Genomic DNA, 17,782 nt, shown 5'->3' with positions numbered 1-17,782 from the left:
GTCGCGGGCCTGATTAGGAGTATGTCTTGGCGACCATGACGCCCGCCATCCCCGTGACCGCCCAGCCCGCCCGTTGGCAGGACTATGTGCAGCTGCTCAAGCCGCGGGTGATGTCCCTGGTGGTGTTCACCGGCGCCACGGGCCTGATCTGCGCCGGCGCGCCCATTCACCCCCTGCTGGGCGCCGTCGCGATCCTTTGCATCGCCATCGGGGCCGGCGCCTCGGCCGCCCTCAACATGTGGTACGACGCCGACATCGACGCCCTCATGCGGCGCACCCGCGGTCGGCCCGTGCCGGCGGGGCGCGTGCAGGGCGCCGAAGCCCTCTCCATGGGCGTGGTGCTGTCGCTGCTGTCGGTGATGTTCATGGGCGTGGCGGTCAACTGGCTCGCCGCGGGCCTGCTGGCCTTCACCATTTTCTTCTACGCCGTCGTCTATACGATGTGGCTCAAGCGCTCGACCGCCCAGAACATCGTCATCGGTGGCCTGGCCGGCGCCCTGCCGCCGGTGATCGGCTGGGCGGCCGCGGCGGGCGAAACCCCGCTCAACGCCTGGCTGCTGTGCGCCATCATCTTCATGTGGACCCCGCCGCACTTCTGGGCCCTGTCGCTCTACACCAGCGAAGACTACGAGAAGGCCGGCGTGCCGATGATGCCCGTGGTCGCAGGCTCGGCCTCCACCCGGCGGCAGATCTTCATCTACAGCCTGCTGTTCGTCCCCCTCTGCCTGGTTCCGGCCTTCACCGGCCTGGGCGGGTCCGCCTATCTGGCGGTGGCCGGCCTGGGCGGCGCGGTGTTCCTGATCCTCGCCTGGCGGGTGCTGCGCAGCAAAGCCGGCGACAGCCCCGACCCTCGTGTGGACGGCCGCCTCTATGACGTCCGCGCCGGGGCGAAGGACGCCCGCAACCTGTTCGCCTTTTCGATCCTCTATCTCAGTCTCATGTTCGCGACCCTGCTGGTCGAGGCGCTGATCGGCGCACCGGCCTTCATGAACCTGATTCCTGGAGCGGCATGATGAGCGAACCTCAGAGCCCGCCAGAAGCGCCGGACCAGGCGCCGGTCCCGGCCCAGGACGTCCACAAGGCCAAACGGGGACGCAACATCGCCCTCGCCCTGGGCCTGGTGAGCTTCGCTATTCTCGTCTTCCTCGTCACCGTCGTTCGATTGGGAGCCAATATCCTTGACCGCCCCCTCTGAACCGAACCCCGACCGCAATCGCCGCAACGCCCGGCTGGGCCTGATCTGCGTCGGCGTGTTCGCCGGCATGGTCGGCCTGGCCTACGCCTCGGTGCCGCTCTATCGCGCCTTCTGTCAGATCACGGGCTTTGACGGGACCGTCAGCCGGGCTGAGGCGGCGCCCACCCGCGTACTGGATCGGACCCTGAACATCCGGTTCGACACCAATGTCCGCAACCTGCCCTGGACCTTCCGGTCCGAGCAGGTCTCGCAGACCCTGAAGATCGGCGAGACGGGCCTGGCCTTCTTCGACGTCACCAACAACGGCGATGCGCCGGTCACCGGCCGGGCGGTCTACAACGTCGTGCCGGAGGCCGCCGGCGCCTACTTCCGCAAGCTGGAATGCTTCTGCTTTTCGGACCAGACGATCGCCCCTGGCGAGACCATCAAATTCCCGATGGTCTACTTCGTCGATCCCGAATACGCCGAGGACTTCGAGACCCGGAACAAGGCCGAAATCACCCTGTCCTACACCTTCTATCCGTCCAGCGAGGACGCCCAGGCGGAGGCGCGTACGCACGCCCCTACGGACCTGGCCGCTTCGGCTCTTGGCGGATCGCAAGGGGCGGGGCTATAGCACCATTCAGACCACCCGTCGGCGGAGAGCAGCCGGGCCGACGGTACGCGATTATGAGGGGTTAGGACCGAGATGGCCCAAGCAGGCGTCAAGCACGACTACCACCTGGTGAATCCCAGCCCGTGGCCCTTGTTGGCCTCGCTGGGCGCCACGATCATGGCCGTGGGCCTGGTGACCTGGTGGAAAGGCCTCTTTGGCCTGCCCGCGGGCACCTGGTGGCTGTTCGCCGCGGGCTTTGTCCTGATCATGCTGGTGGCGACCGCCTGGTGGATCGACGTCACCAAGGAAGCCAACGCCGGCGATCATACCCCGGTGGTCTCCATCGGCCTTCGATACGGCATGATCCTGTTCATCGCCTCCGAAGTGATGTTCTTCGTCGCCTGGTTCTGGATCTTCTTCGAAATGGCGCTCTTCCATGAGCACCGCACCCTTTCCAGCATCGAGGAAGTCCGCCAGGCCTGGGCCACATGGCCGCCGGCCGGGATCCAGACCGTGCCGGCCTGGAACCTGCCCCTGGTCAACACCCTGACCCTGCTGCTCTCGGGCACCACGGTTACCTGGGCGCACCACGCGCTGCAGCAGGGCGACCGCAAGGGCGCCAAATATGCGCTGATCCTGACGGTGATCCTGGGCGTGATCTTCAGCCTGGTGCAGTTCTACGAGTATCACCACATCCTCTCGCACGACTATTTCTTCTCCGAGAACGCGATGAACTCGGGGCTCTATGGCTCGTCCTTCTTCATGGCCACGGGCTTCCATGGCTTCCACGTTCTGGTTGGCACCATCTTCCTGCTGATCTGCCTGATGCGGCTGATGCGCGGCGGCTTCACCCCGGAGAAGCATTTCGGCTTCGAGGCGGCCGCCTGGTACTGGCACTTCGTCGACGTGGTCTGGCTCTTCCTGTTCGCCTTCATCTACGTGGTGTTTGGCGGGGCTGGCGGGCACTAGCCGATGACGCGGCCCAATCCGCTTCTCTCGGGTCTCGCTGGTCGGTGCCCGAACTGCGGAGAGGGCCACCTCTTCGACGGCTTCCTGAAGGTCGCGCCCCGGTGCGAGGCCTGCGGCTATGACCTGGCGAAGGCCGATTCGGGCGATGGTCCGGCGGTCTTCGTCATTCTCATCGCCGGCTTCATCATCGCGTTCGCCGCCCTCTATGTGGAGCTGGCCTTCACGCCGCCGATCTGGCTTCACCTTCTGCTCTGGCTGCCGCTGACGGTGATCGTCTCGGTGGGCCTGCTGCGCCCCATGAAGGGCGTGATGCTCGCCGCCCAGATCGCCAACCGGGCGTCCCAAGCCCGATCCGATGACTGAGACCGCCGCCACGCGCCGCCTGCCCATCGGCCTGACCCTGGTGGTTCTGGTCGCCCTGGCCATCCTGATCGCCCTGGGGACCTGGCAGCTTCAACGACTGGGCTGGAAGTCCGACCTGCTGGCCCAGATCGAGGCCCGCTCCACCGCCGAGCCGGTCCCGGCCGGCGAAATCCTGGCCCGGGCAGGGCAGGGGCAGGATGTGGGCTTCTACCGGGTGCGCCTCATCTGCCCAGGGCTCGACACCGCCCCCTTTCTGCAGCTCTACGGCCTCAAGAACGGCCAGGCTGGCCAGAGGCTGTTCTCCGCCTGCCCGGTTGAGGGCGGCGCCTATCGCAGCGTGCTGGTGGATCGGGGCTTCGTGCCCGACACCGTCGCGGCCCGCCCGCCGGTGACCCCACAGCGCGGCGCGACGCCGGTCGAGGTGGTCGGTCTGCTCCGGGAGCCCGACGCCCCCAACTTCGTCACCCCGGACAACCAACCGGCCCAGAACCTGTGGTACGGCAGCGACGTGCCGGCCATGGCCAAGGCCCTGGGCGCCGAAGCGCCGGCCCCGGTCTTCCTGCTGGCCGAGACCTCCAGCAATCCCGACTTCCCGGACCTGGACCCGACGCCGCTTCCCGGCGAGATCGCCAACCGCCATCTGGAATACGCCCTGACCTGGTTCGGCCTTGCGGGCGCCCTTATCGCCGTCTATGCCGCCATGCTCTGGCGTAGATGGAAGAGTTGATGCGGTATGTCTCCACCCGGGGCCAGGCCCCGGCGGTCGGCTTCGTAGACGCGGTCCTGGCCGGGCTCGCCCCCGACGGCGGGCTCTATGTGCCCGAGACCTGGCCGAGCTTTACGCAAGCCGAGATCGCCGCCTTCCGCGGAAAGCCCTACGCCCATGTGGCCGCCGAGGTTCTGGCGCGCTTCGCCGGTGAGGAAATCTCCCGCGATGCGGTGAACGCCATGTGCGAGGAGGCCTACGCCACCTTCGCCCACGCCGCCGTCGTGCCCCTGGTGCAGATCGCCCCGGACGCCTTCCTGGCCGAACTGTTCCATGGGCCGAGCCTGGCCTTCAAGGACGTGGCCATGCAGCTGCTGGCCCGCCTCTATGAGCACGTCCTGGCGGGTCAGAACCGGGTGCAGACCATCCTCTGCGCCACCTCGGGCGACACCGGCGGCGCGGCCGTCGAGGCCTTCCGCGGCCGGGCCCATGTGCGGGTCTGCGCCCTGTTCCCCGAGGGCCGGATCTCGGAGGTCCAGCGCCGGTTCATGACCACGGCGACCGAGGACAATGTCCGCTGCGTCGCCGTCCAGGGCACCTTCGACGACTGCCAGGCCATCGTGAAGGCGGCCTTCCAGGACCAGAGCCTGCGCCAGGCCGTCGATCTCACCGGCGTCAACTCGATCAACTTCGCCCGGATCGTGGCCCAGAGCGTCTACTACTTCACCACCGCAGTCGCCGTGGGCGCCCCGGAGCGGGCCATCTCGTATTGCGTGCCTTCGGGCAATTTCGGCGACGCCTTCGCCGGCTTCGTCGCGCGCCAGATGGGCCTGCCCATCGAGCGCATCGTGGTGGCGACCAATTCCAACGACATTCTGGCCCGCGCCTTCACCGACGGCCGCTATGCCCGCGGCGAGGTGATGGCCACCCAGAGCCCGGCCATGGACATCCAGTCGGCCTCCAACTTCGAGCGGCTCTATTTCGAGGCCGTGCGCCGTGAGGCTGTGGAGACCGCGCGCGCCTTCACCGCCTTTGGCGAGGCGGGTCATATCGACATCCCGCCGGCGGCCCAGACCTTCATGGGCGAGCTGTTCACCGGCGTCGCCGTGAGCGAGGACGAGACCGCCCGCACCATGCTGGCAACGCTGAACGAGACCGGCGAACTGATCGATCCGCATACCGCCGTGGGCGTCGCCGCCCTGCGCCAAGCCCGGGATCTGCCCGGCCCTATCATCGTGCTGTCCACCGCCCATGCGGCCAAGTTCCCCGAGGCAGTCGCTGCGGCCACATCGGTGACGCCGGACCTGCCGCGCTGGACCCAGAGCCTGGCGGCGCGGCCCGAGCGGTTCGACCGGCTGCCCGCCGACGCCGAGGCCATCAAGGCCTGCGTCCGCGCCTTCGCCGAGAGCTAGGGCTTGGCGTCGGTCCATCGCCTGACCAATGGCGTGCGGGTCGTCTGTGACCCGATCCCGGGACTTGAGACGACGGCCCTCTGTGTCGTGGCCGGCCGGGGCGCGCGGTATGAAGATGCGGCCCGATCGGGCTGGTCGCACCTGTTGGAGCACATGGTCTTCAAGGGCGCCGGCGACCGGTCGGCCATGGAGATCGTCGAGGCCATCGAGGCCCAGGGCGGGCAGATCAACGCCGCCACCGGCTATGAGCGCACCAGCTTCCAGGTGCGTTGCCTGGCCGGCGGGTTGGACCTGGGTTCGGCGGTGCTGGCCGATCTGGTCCTGGCGCCGCGCATGGACGCAGGCGACCTCGCCCGGGAAAAGCAGGTGGTCGGCCAGGAAATCGCCGAGGCGGCCGACACGCCCGACGATCTGGTGTTCGAAATGGCGCAGGCCGCCGCCTATGCCGATCAGCCCCTGGGCCGCTCGATCCTGGGCACGACTGGCTCGATCGCCAGCGCCGATCCAGCCAGCCTGTCGGACTGGCGCGCCAGCCTCTATGACCCCCAGTTCCTGGTGGTCAGCGCCGCCGGCGCCGTGGACGAAGCCGCCCTGCTGGCCCTGGCCGAGCGGGACTTCGGCGCCGCCAGGTCTCCGGCCGCCGGCCCCTCGATCGCGCCGCCGGCCTTCTTCACCGGCGGTCAGGCGGTCAGCGTCAAGGCGCTGGAGCAGGCCAATCTGGTCTTCCTGCTGCCGAGCGTCGGCGTGGGCGATCCCGACTACTTCGCCCTGCGCCTGTTCGCCGAAATCCTCGGCGGCGGCATGGCTTCGCGCCTGTTCCAGGAAGCCCGGGAAAAGCGCGGCCTGGCCTATGCCGTGGACGCCTATAGCGAGACCTATGCCGACCAGGGGGTGCTTGGCGTCTTCGCCGGGTGCGCCGCCAAGGACGCCGTCGAGCTGGCCAAGGTGGCGGCCGGCGAGATCGCGGGCCTCGGTGAGAGCGTGGGCGAGGCCGAACTGGCCCGCGCTAAGGCCCAGCTCAAGGGCGCCATGTTCATGATGCGAGAGTCGCCCCTGGCTCGGGCCGAACAGACCGCCGCCCAACTCCTGCTGTTCGATCGGCTCATTCCACCCTCCGAGATCGCCGCGGGCATCGAAGCGGTGACCCCGGCCGATCTCGCGCGGCTTGGCGCGGCCATGTGCGCCAGCGGCCGCGCGGCGGTCTCGGTGCTGGGACCGCGCCAGGCCGGCCCGGCGGCCGAGGCCTTCACCAGGGCCCTGTTCGCCCGGGCCTGACCCAATTCGCGCGTCTTCTTGGCCGGCCCCGCTTGACGGGCCGCCATTTCATGGCCGCAATTCCAGAATGGCTTTGTTGGACTGGATCGCCTCTGAAGGCGGATTGCGGGTGGCGGGGGACGGCGTGCTGCTGCGCCCGCCGCGGGCGACCGACTATGCGGAGTGGCGCGAGCTTCGGGCGGCGTCACGGGCCTTTCTCCAGCCCTGGGAGCCCACCTGGCCGGCCGATGACCTGACCCGTGTGGCCTTTCGTCGCCGCCTGTCGGCCTATGCCCGCGATCGCGAGGCTGGCGTGGCCTTTAGCTTCTTCGTCTTTCAGGAATCCGACGGCGCGCTGAGCGGCGGGATCACCCTGTCCAACATCCGACGGGGCGTCGCCCAGATGGGGACGGTGGGCTACTGGTGCGGTCATGCCTATGCCCGGCGAGGCCTGACCCTGTCGGCGGCCCGGGCTCTCAATGGCTTCGCCTTCGACACGCTGGGGCTCCATCGCCTGGAGGCGGCCTGCCTGCCACACAACGAGGCTTCGCGCCGATTGCTCGCCAAGGCGGGCTTCCAGGAGGAAGGGTTCGCCAAGGCTTATCTGAAAATTAACGGCGTTTGGCGAGATCATGTCCTGTTCGGACAGGTCTCCCCACGCAGTGGGCGCGACCGGTCGGGGGACGCTGTTTCTGTTTAGCCGGTGATCGCCGGCCTCGAGAGGCCATGCCGAGCGACCGTTGGATCTGGGACGCCACCACCACACTGGAAGCGCTGGGCGCGGCCGATGTGGCCCTGTGGCATTGGGAGCCGGAGCGCGATCAGCTTCGCTTCACCGGAGCTTCGCGCGCCCTTGGCCTCGGCCCCCTGGCCCCAGAGTGCTCGTCGGCGGCCATGCGCGCCCTGGCCCTGCCGCAGGATCGGGCCCGCGCGGACGACGTCCTGCGGGTGCAGGAGCCGGGCTCGGAGATCGCCGTACGCCTGCGCATGCGCGGCGGCGGGGTCTGCATCTGGCGGGGCGTCTGGCTTGAGGAAGGCGTCCGCGCCGCAGGCGTCGTCGCCGCCGAGACCAAGTTCGCCGCCTCGGACCTCGACAATCTCACTGGCCTGCTAGACCGCAAGAGCTTCATCCTGCGCGCCCGGGAGCATCTGCAGCACCCCGGCGACTATGAGCTGGTGGTGGCCGATCTCGATCGCCTGCGCCGGCTGAACGAGGCCCTGGGGCATGAGCGCGCCGACCTGGTGCTGGCGGCCCTGGGCTCGCGCCTGGCTGCGGCCTTCCGACCTGGCGTGCTGCTGTCCCGCGTCGGTGAAGATGAATTCGGGGTGCTGGCGCCGGTGGGCGACGTGCCCACCAGCGAGATTCTTCGTCATGCCCTCGAGCGGCCCCTTCGGGTGGCGGGCTTCGATATCCATCCGACGCTGTCGGTGGGTGCTGTGCGGGCCAAGGGCGGCGATGAGGCGCCCGAGGCGGCCGAACTGCTGCGCCGGGCCGAGCTCGCTGTCGAGGCGGCCAAGACAGGCGGCCGGGGCGGGGCGGCGGCCTATGGCCGAAGCCTGGAGAGCGACGGCCTGTCGCGCCTGGCCCTGGAGGGGGATTTGCGCGGCGCCATCGGGCGTGGCGAGCTGATGCCGTACTACCAGCCGATCGTACGCCTTTCGACCGGCGCGCTCTCGGGCTTCGAGGCCCTGGTGCGCTGGCGCCATCCGCGGCGCGGCCTGCTGGCGCCCGACCAGTTCCTGCCGCTCTGCGAAGAGATGGGGCTGATGAGCGCGCTCGGCGCCCACATGATGCGGGAAGCCGCTGGCCAGCTGGCCACCTGGCGCAACACCCACAGGGCCTCAGGCGAGCTGACCGTGGCGGTGAACCTGTCCACCGGCGAGATCGACCGTCCCGACCTCATTCCCGACGTCATCCAGATTCTGCGCGACACCGGCCTGCCGCCGGGCGCCCTGAAGCTGGAGGTCACCGAAAGCGACGTCATGCGCGATCCCGACCGGGCCGCGGTCATCCTGCGCAGCCTGCGTCAGGCCGGCGCCGCCCTGGCCCTGGACGATTTCGGCACCGGCTTCTCGTCGCTGTCCTATCTGACCCGGCTGCCCTTCGACACGCTGAAGATCGACCGCTATTTCGTGCGCACCATGGCCACCGACGCCGGCTCGGCCAAGATCGTCTCGTCCGTGGTCAAGCTCGGCCAGGATCTGGATCTGGAGGTCGTCGCCGAGGGCGTGGAGAACGCCGGCATGGCCCGCCAGCTGCTGGCGCTGGGTTGCGACTACGGCCAGGGCTTCGGCTATGCGCCGGCACTCTCGGCGCAGGAGGCCGAGGTCTATCTCAATGAAAGCTATGTGGACGGCGCCGCGCCGGTGAAGGCGCGCGGCTAGGCTTAGGCCTGACCCGCCGCGGCCGACAGCAGGCCCGGATCCACCCCCAGCTTGGCCAGGGCCTGGGACCATTTGTGGTCGTGGTCGTCGCCGAACAGCAGGACTTCGTCAGCCGAACAGGTCAGCCAGACATTGTCGCGCAACTCCTGCTCCAGCTGGCCGGCGCCCCAGCCGGCATAGCCGAGCGCCATGACGCTGCGGCGGGGACCCTGACCGAGCGCCAGGACCTCCAGCACTTCGCGGGTGGCGGTCAGGGCCAGGCCCTCGCCGACCGGAAGGCTGCTTTCGCTGTGATAGTCCGACGTATGAAGGACAAAACCCCGCTCGCGCTCCACCGGGCCCCCGATCAGGATAGGCTCATCGAGACCGGGCGCGGATTTCGAGGCCGCTTCGATCTCCAGGCGCTCCAGAAGATCGGCCAGCATCAGGCCGTCCACCGGCCGATTGACGGTCAGGCCCATGGCGTGTTCGTCATCGTGGGCGCAGACCAGCACGACGGCGCGCTCGAACCTTGGATCACCAATGCCAGGCATGGCGATCAGCAGCTGTCCGGAGAGGTAGCCGCCGTGCGGGCCGGCGTCGGGGTCAATATGGGCCATGACCTATAGTTTGAGGTGTAACGCGGCGCTTTCAAGACGCATTGGCCGCCCCCGAGGTTGAAGGGATCGGTCAAAGCGTTATGTGCTGAGCCAGCGCCCATTCCGGCGATCTTTCAGGAGCACGGCCATGACCATCAAAGTCGGCGACAAGCTGCCCGCAGTCACCCTCACCCAAGCCACCCTGGACGGCCCCAAGCCGGTCTCCGTCGACGATGTGTTCAAGGGCAAGAAGGTCGCCCTGTTCGCCGTGCCCGGCGCCTTCACCCCCACCTGCTCGGCGCGCCACCTGCCGGGCTATGTGGATAAGGCCGAGACGCTCAAGGGCCAGGGCGTCGACGTGATCGCCTGCCTGTCGGTCAACGACGCCTTCGTCATGAAGGCGTGGGGCGAGTCCCAGTCCGTGGGCGACGACATCATGATGCTGGCCGACGGCAGCGGCGACTTCACCCGCGCGGTGGGTCTCACCATGGACGCCGCCAAGTTCGGCATGGGCGAACGCTCGCAGCGCTATTCCATGATCGTCGAGGATGGCGTGGTGAAGTCGTTGAACATCGAGGAGCCCGGCGAATTCCGCGTGTCCTCGGCCGAGTATCTGGTGGACCAGCTCGGCGGCTAGAGAACGTCCGGCGGCGGAACGACCGTCAGATCTTGGTCATCTGGCCAAGCTCCCGGCGGGCCGCCGTCGATCGCCCATGAAGCGCCGGATTCGCGCGCAAAGGAGACCCCATGCCCGGTGCGAGATTCGATTTCGAGAATGCAGCCGGGCGTCGTCTCTCGGGGGTGCTGGAGACGGGCGTCTCGCCGCCGCGGGCCTATGTGGTGTTCGCCCACTGCTTCACCTGCGACAAGCGCTCGCACGCCGCGGTCCGGATCAGTCGCGCCCTGGCGGACAAGGGCTTCGGCGTGCTGCGCTTCGACTTCACCGGCCTGGGCGAGAGCGAGGGGGATTTTGGCGCTGGCCTGTCCAGCGACGTCGCCGATGTGGTGAGCGCCGTCGAGGCGATGAACGCCGCGGGCCATGAGGTGCAGGTGCTGGTCGGCCACAGCTTCGGCGGCGCGGCAGTCCTGGCCGCCGCTGGCCAATGCCCCACCGTGCGCGCCGTGGCCGTGGTCAATGCGCCGGCCTCGGCCGAGCACGTGCTGCGCCATATCGAAGGCGCAGAGGCGTCGGGCGAGATCGAGGGGCCGGTTCCCGTGGAGATCGCCGGCCGCAAGTTCGAACTGGGCGCAGGCTTCATCGCCGACCTGGCCGAGCAGGACCAGACCCAGCGGATCGCCCACCTCAAGCGCGCCCTGCTGATCCTGCATGCGCCGCGGGACGAGGTGGTGGGCATCGACAACGCCACCGAGATCTTCGTGGCCGCCCGCCACCCCAAGAGCTTCATCTCCCTGGACGACGCCGACCACCTGCTGAGCGCTACGGCGGACTCCGACTATGCCGCCGCCGTCATCGCCGCCTGGGCGGCCCGCTATCTCACCGCGCCGGAACCTGCTGCGGAGGTCTCGCGCGAAGCGGTGAGGGTGGAGGAGACGGGGCTCGGCAAGTTCCAGGTGGCCGTCCAGGCCGGCCCGATACGGTTCCTGGCCGACGAGCCCGTCGATGTGGGCGGCCTGGATTCGGGGCCAAGTCCTTACGACCTGCTGGGCGCGGCGCTCGGCGCCTGCACGGCCATGACCTGCCGGCTCTATGCCGACCGCAAGGGCTGGCCGCTCGCCAAGATCAGCGTCGAGGTCACCCATGAGGCGCGCACGGCGACGACCAAGGACCGGTTCGTCCGCGAGATTGGCCTCGAAGGCGAGCTCGACGCCGATCAGACCGCCAAGATCCTCGAGATCGCCGAGAAATGCCCAGTCCACCGCACCCTCACCGAGGGCGGCGAGGTCACCACGCGGGCCCGGCCCGAGCCTGCGCCGACCCTGGAGGCCATCGACCGGGGCGATCACTATGCGCGCATGGACGAGGCCTGCGCCGACGATGATCCGGCGACCCCCTGCCCCGAACAGGCTTGACCTGACCCGAGGTGAATCCCGTCAACTCCGCGCCAACGAGAGCGAGGGAGACGCCGTCATGAAGTTCTACAATTCCGTCGGGCCCAATCCGCACGTGGTGCGCATGTTCATGGCCGAGAAGGGCCTGGATATCCCGCAACAGCAGGTGGACCTGATGAAGGGGGAGAACCGTCAGCCGCCTTACGCCCAGAAGGTCAATGTGGCCGGCCAGATGCCGGCGCTGGAGCTGGATGATGGGACCGTCGTCTGCGAGATCACCGCCATCTGCGAATATCTGGAGGAGATCGCCCCCCAGCCGGTGCTGATCGGCGCGACGCCGGAGCAGCGGGCCGAGACCCGCACGTGGACCCGCCGGATCGACCTCAACATCGTCGAGCCCCTGACCAGCGGTTTCCGCGCCGCCGAGGGCCGCCCGCTGTTCGAGAGCCGCTTCCGCCTGGTGCGGGCCGAGGCGGCCGAGGATCTGAAGGCGATCGCCAAGGACAAGATCCTCTGGCTCGATGGGCTGATGGAGGGGCGCGACTTCGTCTGCGGCGATCGCTTCAGCCTGGCCGACATCCTGCTGTTCTGCTTCCTGGCCTTCGGAAACCAGGTCGGCCAGCCTCTGCCGGCCGACGCCAAATGGCTGCCGGCATGGTTCGAGCGGGTGAAGGGCCGGCCCAGCGCCGCGGTCTGAGCCGGCTTAGCTGTCGACGGGGACGATCTCGCTGAGGGTCGGTCCGATCTCGTCATGGACGACGAGGTCGGCCGCCTCGTCCTGGTCGGTCGGCTCGCGGTTGACGATGGCCAGGGCCGCGCCGCGGCGCTTGGCGAGCAGAGGAAACTCCGCCGCCGGATAGACCACCAGCGACGAGCCCAGCACCAGGAAGAGGTCGCAGGACAGAGCCGCCGCCGTGGCGCGCTTCATCGGCGCCTCAGGCATGGCCTGACCGAAGGAGATGGTGGCGGTCTTCACCAGCTCGCCGCACTCGTAGCAGGTGTGGATGTCGCCGGTGGCTTCGAACTCGTGCTTCAGCTGCGCCAGTTCGTGCCGGAGGCCACAGGCCAGGCAGGCGGCGTAGCTGGCGTTGCCGTGCAGCTCGATGATCCGTTCGGCCGGCACGCCCGAGGCCTGGTGCAGATTATCGACATTCTGCGTGATGACGGCGCTGACCTTCCCCCTGGCCACCAGGCGGGCCACGGCATGGTGGCCGGCGTTCGGCTCGCGGCCGGTCCAGCCGGCGCGGCCGGCGAAGGCGCGGGTCCAGGCTTCGCGGCGGGTTTCCTCGCTGGCCACGAACTCCTGGAAATAGATGGGCTTCATCTTGCTCCACACCCCGCCGGGGCTGCGGAAGTCCGGGATTCCGGACTCCGTGGAGATGCCGGCGCCGGTAAAGACGACGATGTTCTGGGCTCGCGCGATCAGGTCGGCGAGATCGCGGCGGCGGCTCATGCCGCCGTCTCCTCGACCTTGGCCGCCGGGGCGGCTGCGGGCGGGGCCTTTGGAGGCGTCTTGGGGGGCGTCTTGCGATCCAGGCCAAGCCGTGTGGCCAGCATGCCGATGGTCGGTCCCTGGATCACGCTGGAGGCCAGAACGACGAAGAAGACGATGTTGAACATCGCCTGGGCGTCGTCGACTCCAGCCACGATGCCGAAGGTGGCCAGGACGATGGGCACCGCGCCGCGCAGGCCGGCCCATGAGACGAACAGCTTGGTCCGCCAGTCGAACTGGCGGAAGGGGGCGAGGCTGATGAAGACGCTGGCCGGCCGCGCCACCAGCATCAGGACGGCCGTGATGGCCAGACCGTCGAGGGCGACACCGGGCAACTGGTGGGGGAAGACCACCAGGCCCAGGGTCAGGAACATCACCACCTGGGCCAGCCACGCCAGGCCATCCTGAAATTGCGACACCGCGCGGCGGCCAGGATAGTCGCGGTTGCCGGCCAGGACGCCGGCCACATAGGCGGCGAGGAACCCACTTCCCGTCAGCACGCCGGCCAGGCCGAAGGCCAGGAGGGCCGCGGCCACCGAAACCACCAGGAAGAGACCGCCCTGGCGAAGCTTGGCGCGGGTGAGGATAATGGTGAACCCGTAGCCGATGGCCAGGCCGATGGCGGCGCCGAGGATCATCTGCAGCAGGAAGTCCGGCACGAAGGTCAGCAGCGGCGTCGAGGGCACGGCGATCAGGGCCAGGGCGACCCCGACCAGGAAGATGGCCATGGGATCGTTGGAGCCGCTCTCCAACTCGATCAGGGCCAGCACGTCCTCGCGGATCTTGGTCTCCTGGTTGCGCAGGACTGCGAAGACGGCGGCGGCGTCGGTGGAGGCCACCACGCTGCCCAGCAGGAAGCCCTGCAGGAGGCTGAAGTCCAGCAGCAGGATGGCCGTCAGGCTGACGATGCCGGCGCTGATCACCACCCCCACCGTGGCCAGGACCAGGGCGGGCGTCAGGACGGGCCGGACCGCCTTCCAGGGGGTGTCGAGCCCCCCGGAGAAGAGGATGAAGATCAGGCAGGCCACGCCGATGGTCTGGGCCACCTGATAGTCGGCGAAGCCGATGCCGCCGGGTCCGTCGGAACCCGCCAGCATGCCCAGCGCCAGAAAGCCGATCAGGGCCGGGACCCCGAACCGGCTGGACAAGGTGCCGGCCAGGACCGTGGTCAACAGGAGCACGCCGGTGACGAGCAGGAAGAGTTCAGGCGTGAGCGACAGCATGACGCTCTAGTTCGTCCATGCTCCCGCCGCCCGCAAGCCCTGGCGCGCGTAAAGCCTCATTCGACGGGCTTGGCGCGGTAGGACTCCTCGTCCAGTTCGCCCTCCCACTTGGCGACGGTGACCGCCACGGCGAGGTCGGAGGTGTTGTTGGCGACCGTCCGGGTCATGTCGAGCAGGCGGTCGAAGGGCAGGACGAAGCCGACGACCAGGGCGGTCTGCTCGGGCGAGACGCCCATGGTGGTCAGCACCGCGGCCAGCATGAACAGCGAGGCCGACGGAATGGGCGCTGTGCCCACGGAGACCAGGATCGTGGTCAGGCCCGCCAGGAAGTACTGGGTGAGCGTCAGCTCGATGCCGAACGCCTGGGCGGTGAACATGGCCAGCAGGCCGATATAGAGGGCCGTGCCATCCATGGAGACGGTGGTGCCCAGCGGCAGGGCGGTGGAGGCCACCGTATGGCTGACGCCGAGGTTCTTCTCGGCCACCCGCATGGAGACCGGCAGGGTCGCGGCGCTGGACGAGGTGGAGAAGGCCACCATCACCGCGTCGGGAATATCGCGGAAGAAGGGCCAGATTGGCAGGCCGGCCAGCAGCCGCAGCATGCCCCCGTGCACGACCAGTATGTGCAGGATGCACCCGACCAGCAGGGCCGCGGCCAGCAGGAAGATGTTGTAGAAGACGCTCAGACCCGCCGTGCCCATCACCCAGGCCATGAGGGCGAAGACGCCGAAGGGGGCGACCTCCATCACCAGGCGGGTGATGTAGAGGACGATATCCACGCCAGAGTCGAACAGCTTGCGGATCGGGTCGGCCTTTTCGCCGACGGCCAGGATCGCTGCGCCCACCAGGAATGAGAAGAAGATCACCGCCAGGATATCGCCATTGGCCAGGGCCTGGATGGGGTTCAGGGGCACGATGCCGAGCAGCTGTTCGCTGACCGGCGGGGCTGTGCCGACCGCCTCGGGCGTGACGCCTTCGAAGGTGACGCCTTTACCGGGACCGAACACGGCGCCCATGACCATGCCGACGCCAACGGCGATGGCGGTGGTCAGCAGGTAGAGGAAGATGGTCTTGGCGCCGATGGAGCCCAGCCGCTTGGGGTCGCCCATGCCCGCCACGCCGGCGACGATGGAGACGAAGACCAGGGGCACGACGATCATGCGGATCAGCCGCACGAACAGATCGCCGATCCATTTGATGGCGTTGGCCTGTTCCCCGAGCAGCAGACCGGCGATCACGCCGAGGACCAGGGCCAGCAGGATCCGCTTCCACAGGACGACATCAAACCACCAGCGTTGAAGCAGGGTGCGTTTGGCGGGCGCCTCGGCGACGGGGCTCGGCGGCGAATCGGTCATGCGACTCTCTTGAAACTGTGCCGCGCTAAGGCGGCGGTTCGGCGCAGGTTAGGGAGGTTATCGGTCTGCGCCAATCACTCTCGCCCGACTGGTCGCCAGAGGGCGGCTGGGCAAGGGCCGTGGGCGGCCTTCCTTGGGCGCAGGGAGGCCGTCTGGCCCGGCGCCCGCGCGATAGGCGCCTCAGTGGGTCGGGCGCCCAAGTCTCAGGCGGGGCCTGGACCGACGCGTCATTCGGTATTACGAAAATTGACCAACGTAATAACGGAGCCAAGATCGCCCCATGACCGTGGAACCGATTTCCCAGCTCGCCCGCCTCAGCGTCAGCCTGCCGGCCGAACTCCTGGCCCAGCTCGACGCGATGGTGGCCGAGCGCGACCTGCCCAGCCGTTCGCAGATGATCGCCGAGCTGATTCGCCACGAACTGGCCGAGCACAGCGAAGGCCGCGATGGCGCCATCCTGGCTGGCACCATCACCCTGATCTATCGGGCCGAGAGCGGCCGGGTGCGTCAGGCGTTGGCCCAGGCGCAGGGGTCTTTCCTGAAAGAGGTCATCTCCTCCCAGCACGTCTTCCTGGAGGACGACCAGTCCCTGGAGGTGCTGCTGGTCCAGGGGCCTTCGGAGCGCTTGCATATGCTTTGTGACGAACTGCGCCGGATCCGCGGGGTGCATCAGATCCGCCTCGTCACCACCCGCGCCCTGCTGCCGCCGCTGCACGCCCACGGTCGCGGGGGCAAGACCGCCCAGGCCGGAGGCGCGGCATGAACGCCTCGTCCACCGCCGATCCCAAAAGCGCCCAGGCCCATGCTCGCGCCCAAGGCGCTACGCGTGTCGAGGCCATGCCGACCTTGCCACCGAGCGCGGCGACCGACCTCCCGAACGGCGTGGCGGCTCAAGACATGCTCTGGGAAGAGACGATCGGGGCCGGGGGCTACGCCGCCAAGCGGCTGAACCGCGGCGCGCGGCTGCGCCTCGTGGACCTGGCCGGAGACGCCTGCGCCTCCATGCTGCTGTTCAACGCCGAGAACCCCGTCGAGCGGCTGAATGTCGCCGACACCGTCAAGGTCCAGTGGAACGCCTATCTGGGCCAGGGCCGCCTGCTGCTCTCGGACATGGGCCGGGTGATGATGAGCCTGCTGGAGGACGGCGCCGAGACCCACGACGCCTTCTGCGGGGCGTCCAATGCGGCCTCCAATGCGCGACTCTATGGCGCCGGCGACAACTGGGGACCCCACCCCAACGCCCGCGACCGCTTCTCCCTGGCGCTCGCCAAGTTTGGTCTGGGCCGCAAGGACATCCACCCCTGCATCAACTGGTTCAAGGGGGTGAAGATCGATCCCGAAGGCGCCGTGGAGACGCAGGTGGGTCCCTATCCCCCCGGTCGCGCCCTGACCTTGCGCGCCGAGATGGACGTGATCGTGGTGCTCGCCAACTGCCCCCACGTTCGCGACCCCCGGCCCGACTACAGCGTCACGCCGCTGCGGGTCAGCGCCTGGCGCGGCCTGGTGACGGCCGTGGACGATCCCATCCGAAACGCGACGCCGGAGGGCCTGCGGGCCTTCCTGAACGTCGAAGACTATTTCCGTCGCTAGAGGGGCGCCGCCATGACCGATCAAGCCCTGGCCGGACTGCCTGGCCCCGTCTTGCACGACGAGATCGTGCCCGCCCTGGCCCCTTGGGATCACGTGGTGCGCAAGGGCGAGGTGCTGCGGATCATCGACCTGGAGGGGAACCAGGCCGTGGACTTCCTGATGTATGCGCTTGCCGACGACGCCGAGCGCTACAGCGCCCAGGACACCATCGCAGCTCAAGGCAACATCTTCCTACGGACCGGTTCAGTGCTGCTGTCCAACGAGGGAAACCCGATGGCGACGGTGCTGGGCACCTCGGTGGCCTATCACGACACCATCGGTGGGGCCTGCTCCTGCGAGAGCAACACCCTGCGCTATGGCCACCACACCAAGGGCCAGCACGCCTGCGTCGAGAACTTCCTGCAGGCCAACGCCCGCCATCGGCGGGGCAAGCGCGACATGGTCTCGAACATCAACTGGTTCATGAACGTGCCGGTGGAGTCTGACGGGGCGCTCGGCATCGTCGACGGCATCTCGGCGCCGGGTCTCTATGTGGATATCCGCGCCGAGATGGATCTGGTGGCGGTGGTCTCCAACTGCCCGCAGATCAACAACCCCTGCAACGGCTTCAATCCGACGCCGGTGCGCATGATCATCGCCGCCTGAGCAGGGCCAG

General features: G+C 68.5%; 20 protein-coding genes. 16 read left to right on the top strand and 4 right to left on the bottom strand.

What is annotated here, in order from left to right:
• Positions 1-35: 35 nt before the first annotated feature.
• The 10 genes from cyoE (at position 36) to Q8L83_RS12550 (ending at position 8,879) form a co-directional block, all read left to right on the top strand.
• Complete coding sequence (cyoE, locus tag Q8L83_RS12595; protein WP_305287680.1) at positions 36-1,013, top strand: heme o synthase; 978 nt, start codon at positions 36-38, stop codon at positions 1,011-1,013.
• Positions 1,013-1,195 (top strand): hypothetical protein, encoded by a 183-nt coding sequence (locus Q8L83_RS12590; RefSeq protein ID WP_305287436.1) that lies wholly within the window; start codon positions 1,013-1,015, stop codon positions 1,193-1,195. The genes cyoE and Q8L83_RS12590 overlap by 1 nt, the downstream gene beginning before the upstream one ends.
• Positions 1,173-1,811, top strand: coding sequence for a cytochrome c oxidase assembly protein (locus Q8L83_RS12585; protein WP_370868393.1), 639 nt, complete (start codon positions 1,173-1,175; stop codon positions 1,809-1,811). Before Q8L83_RS12590 ends, Q8L83_RS12585 begins: the two co-directional genes overlap by 23 nt.
• A gap of 72 nt (positions 1,812-1,883) precedes the next feature.
• Entirely contained in the window at positions 1,884-2,759 is an 876-nt protein-coding gene (locus tag Q8L83_RS12580) for a cytochrome c oxidase subunit 3 (protein ID WP_305287433.1), read from the top strand.
• A 3-nt stretch (positions 2,760-2,762) separates the two neighbouring features.
• A complete protein-coding gene (locus Q8L83_RS12575) occupies positions 2,763-3,122 on the top strand; it encodes a DUF983 domain-containing protein (RefSeq protein ID WP_305287431.1) in 360 nt (119 codons plus the stop codon).
• Positions 3,115-3,849 carry an SURF1 family protein gene (locus Q8L83_RS12570; RefSeq protein ID WP_305287429.1) on the top strand — a complete coding sequence of 245 codons (735 nt, stop codon included), beginning with the start codon at positions 3,115-3,117 and terminating at the stop codon, positions 3,847-3,849. Before Q8L83_RS12575 ends, Q8L83_RS12570 begins: the two co-directional genes overlap by 8 nt.
• Entirely contained in the window at positions 3,849-5,240 is a 1,392-nt protein-coding gene (thrC, locus tag Q8L83_RS12565; RefSeq protein WP_305287428.1) for a threonine synthase, read from the top strand. The genes Q8L83_RS12570 and thrC overlap by 1 nt, the downstream gene beginning before the upstream one ends.
• A gap of 3 nt (positions 5,241-5,243) precedes the next feature.
• Positions 5,244-6,515, top strand: a complete 1,272-nt coding sequence (locus Q8L83_RS12560) for a pitrilysin family protein (RefSeq protein ID WP_305287426.1) — start codon at positions 5,244-5,246, stop codon at positions 6,513-6,515.
• A gap of 67 nt (positions 6,516-6,582) precedes the next feature.
• Positions 6,583-7,194: a GNAT family N-acetyltransferase gene (locus Q8L83_RS12555; protein ID WP_305287424.1), complete on the top strand. Its 612-nt coding sequence runs from the start codon at positions 6,583-6,585 to the stop codon at positions 7,192-7,194.
• Between the two features lie 26 nt (positions 7,195-7,220).
• Positions 7,221-8,879: a bifunctional diguanylate cyclase/phosphodiesterase gene (locus tag Q8L83_RS12550; protein ID WP_305287422.1), complete on the top strand. Its 1,659-nt coding sequence runs from the start codon at positions 7,221-7,223 to the stop codon at positions 8,877-8,879.
• Between the two features lie 2 nt (positions 8,880-8,881).
• On the opposite strand, the gene Q8L83_RS12545 is transcribed toward Q8L83_RS12550, so the two are convergent.
• Entirely contained in the window at positions 8,882-9,478 is a 597-nt protein-coding gene (locus Q8L83_RS12545; protein ID WP_305287420.1) for a YqgE/AlgH family protein, read from the bottom strand.
• A 127-nt stretch (positions 9,479-9,605) separates the two neighbouring features.
• Between Q8L83_RS12545 and Q8L83_RS12540 the strand changes: the two genes are divergently transcribed.
• The 3 genes from Q8L83_RS12540 to Q8L83_RS12530 all read left to right on the top strand — a co-directional run bounded on the left by Q8L83_RS12540 (position 9,606) and on the right by Q8L83_RS12530 (position 12,164).
• Complete coding sequence (locus Q8L83_RS12540; protein ID WP_305287418.1) at positions 9,606-10,094, top strand: peroxiredoxin; 489 nt, start codon at positions 9,606-9,608, stop codon at positions 10,092-10,094.
• 110 nt (positions 10,095-10,204) lie between these two features.
• Positions 10,205-11,488 carry a bifunctional alpha/beta hydrolase/OsmC family protein gene (locus Q8L83_RS12535; RefSeq protein ID WP_305287416.1) on the top strand — a complete coding sequence of 428 codons (1,284 nt, stop codon included), beginning with the start codon at positions 10,205-10,207 and terminating at the stop codon, positions 11,486-11,488.
• A 58-nt stretch (positions 11,489-11,546) separates the two neighbouring features.
• Positions 11,547-12,164, top strand: a complete 618-nt coding sequence (locus Q8L83_RS12530) for a glutathione S-transferase family protein (protein ID WP_305287414.1) — start codon at positions 11,547-11,549, stop codon at positions 12,162-12,164.
• Positions 12,165-12,170: 6 nt separating this feature from the next.
• On the opposite strand, the gene Q8L83_RS12525 is transcribed toward Q8L83_RS12530, so the two are convergent.
• Genes Q8L83_RS12525 through Q8L83_RS12515 form a run of 3 tightly spaced genes read right to left on the bottom strand, consistent with a single transcriptional unit; the run spans position 12,171 to position 15,537 of the window.
• Positions 12,171-12,920: a Sir2 family NAD-dependent protein deacetylase gene (locus Q8L83_RS12525; RefSeq protein WP_305287413.1), complete on the bottom strand. Its 750-nt coding sequence runs from the start codon at positions 12,918-12,920 to the stop codon at positions 12,171-12,173.
• On the bottom strand, positions 12,917-14,182 hold the full coding sequence (locus Q8L83_RS12520; protein WP_305287412.1) for a potassium/proton antiporter: 1,266 nt from the start codon (positions 14,180-14,182) through the stop codon (positions 12,917-12,919). Before Q8L83_RS12520 ends, Q8L83_RS12525 begins: the two co-directional genes overlap by 4 nt.
• 56 nt (positions 14,183-14,238) lie before the next feature.
• Positions 14,239-15,537, bottom strand: coding sequence for a dicarboxylate/amino acid:cation symporter (locus Q8L83_RS12515; RefSeq protein WP_305287411.1), 1,299 nt, complete (start codon positions 15,535-15,537; stop codon positions 14,239-14,241).
• Between the two features lie 280 nt (positions 15,538-15,817).
• On the opposite strand from Q8L83_RS12515, the gene Q8L83_RS12510 reads away from it, so the two are divergent.
• The 3 genes from Q8L83_RS12510 to Q8L83_RS12500 are packed head-to-tail and all read left to right on the top strand — an operon-like array spanning position 15,818 to position 17,772.
• On the top strand, positions 15,818-16,300 hold the full coding sequence (locus Q8L83_RS12510) for a CopG family ribbon-helix-helix protein (protein ID WP_305287410.1): 483 nt from the start codon (positions 15,818-15,820) through the stop codon (positions 16,298-16,300).
• Positions 16,297-17,127, top strand: coding sequence for an urea amidolyase associated protein UAAP1 (locus tag Q8L83_RS12505; RefSeq protein ID WP_305287409.1), 831 nt, complete (start codon positions 16,297-16,299; stop codon positions 17,125-17,127). Before Q8L83_RS12510 ends, Q8L83_RS12505 begins: the two co-directional genes overlap by 4 nt.
• Positions 17,128-17,139: 12 nt before the next feature.
• Entirely contained in the window at positions 17,140-17,772 is a 633-nt protein-coding gene (locus Q8L83_RS12500) for an urea amidolyase associated protein UAAP2 (protein ID WP_305287407.1), read from the top strand.
• Positions 17,773-17,782: the final 10 nt, after the last annotated feature.

Origin of the sequence: Phenylobacterium sp. (assembly GCF_030680185.1) — a bacterium.
In the GTDB taxonomy this organism is placed as follows: Bacteria; Pseudomonadota; Alphaproteobacteria; order Caulobacterales; family Caulobacteraceae; genus Phenylobacterium.
The sequence above is the reverse complement of the archived record's forward strand: the minus strand, read 5'-3'. Positions and strand labels throughout refer to the sequence as shown.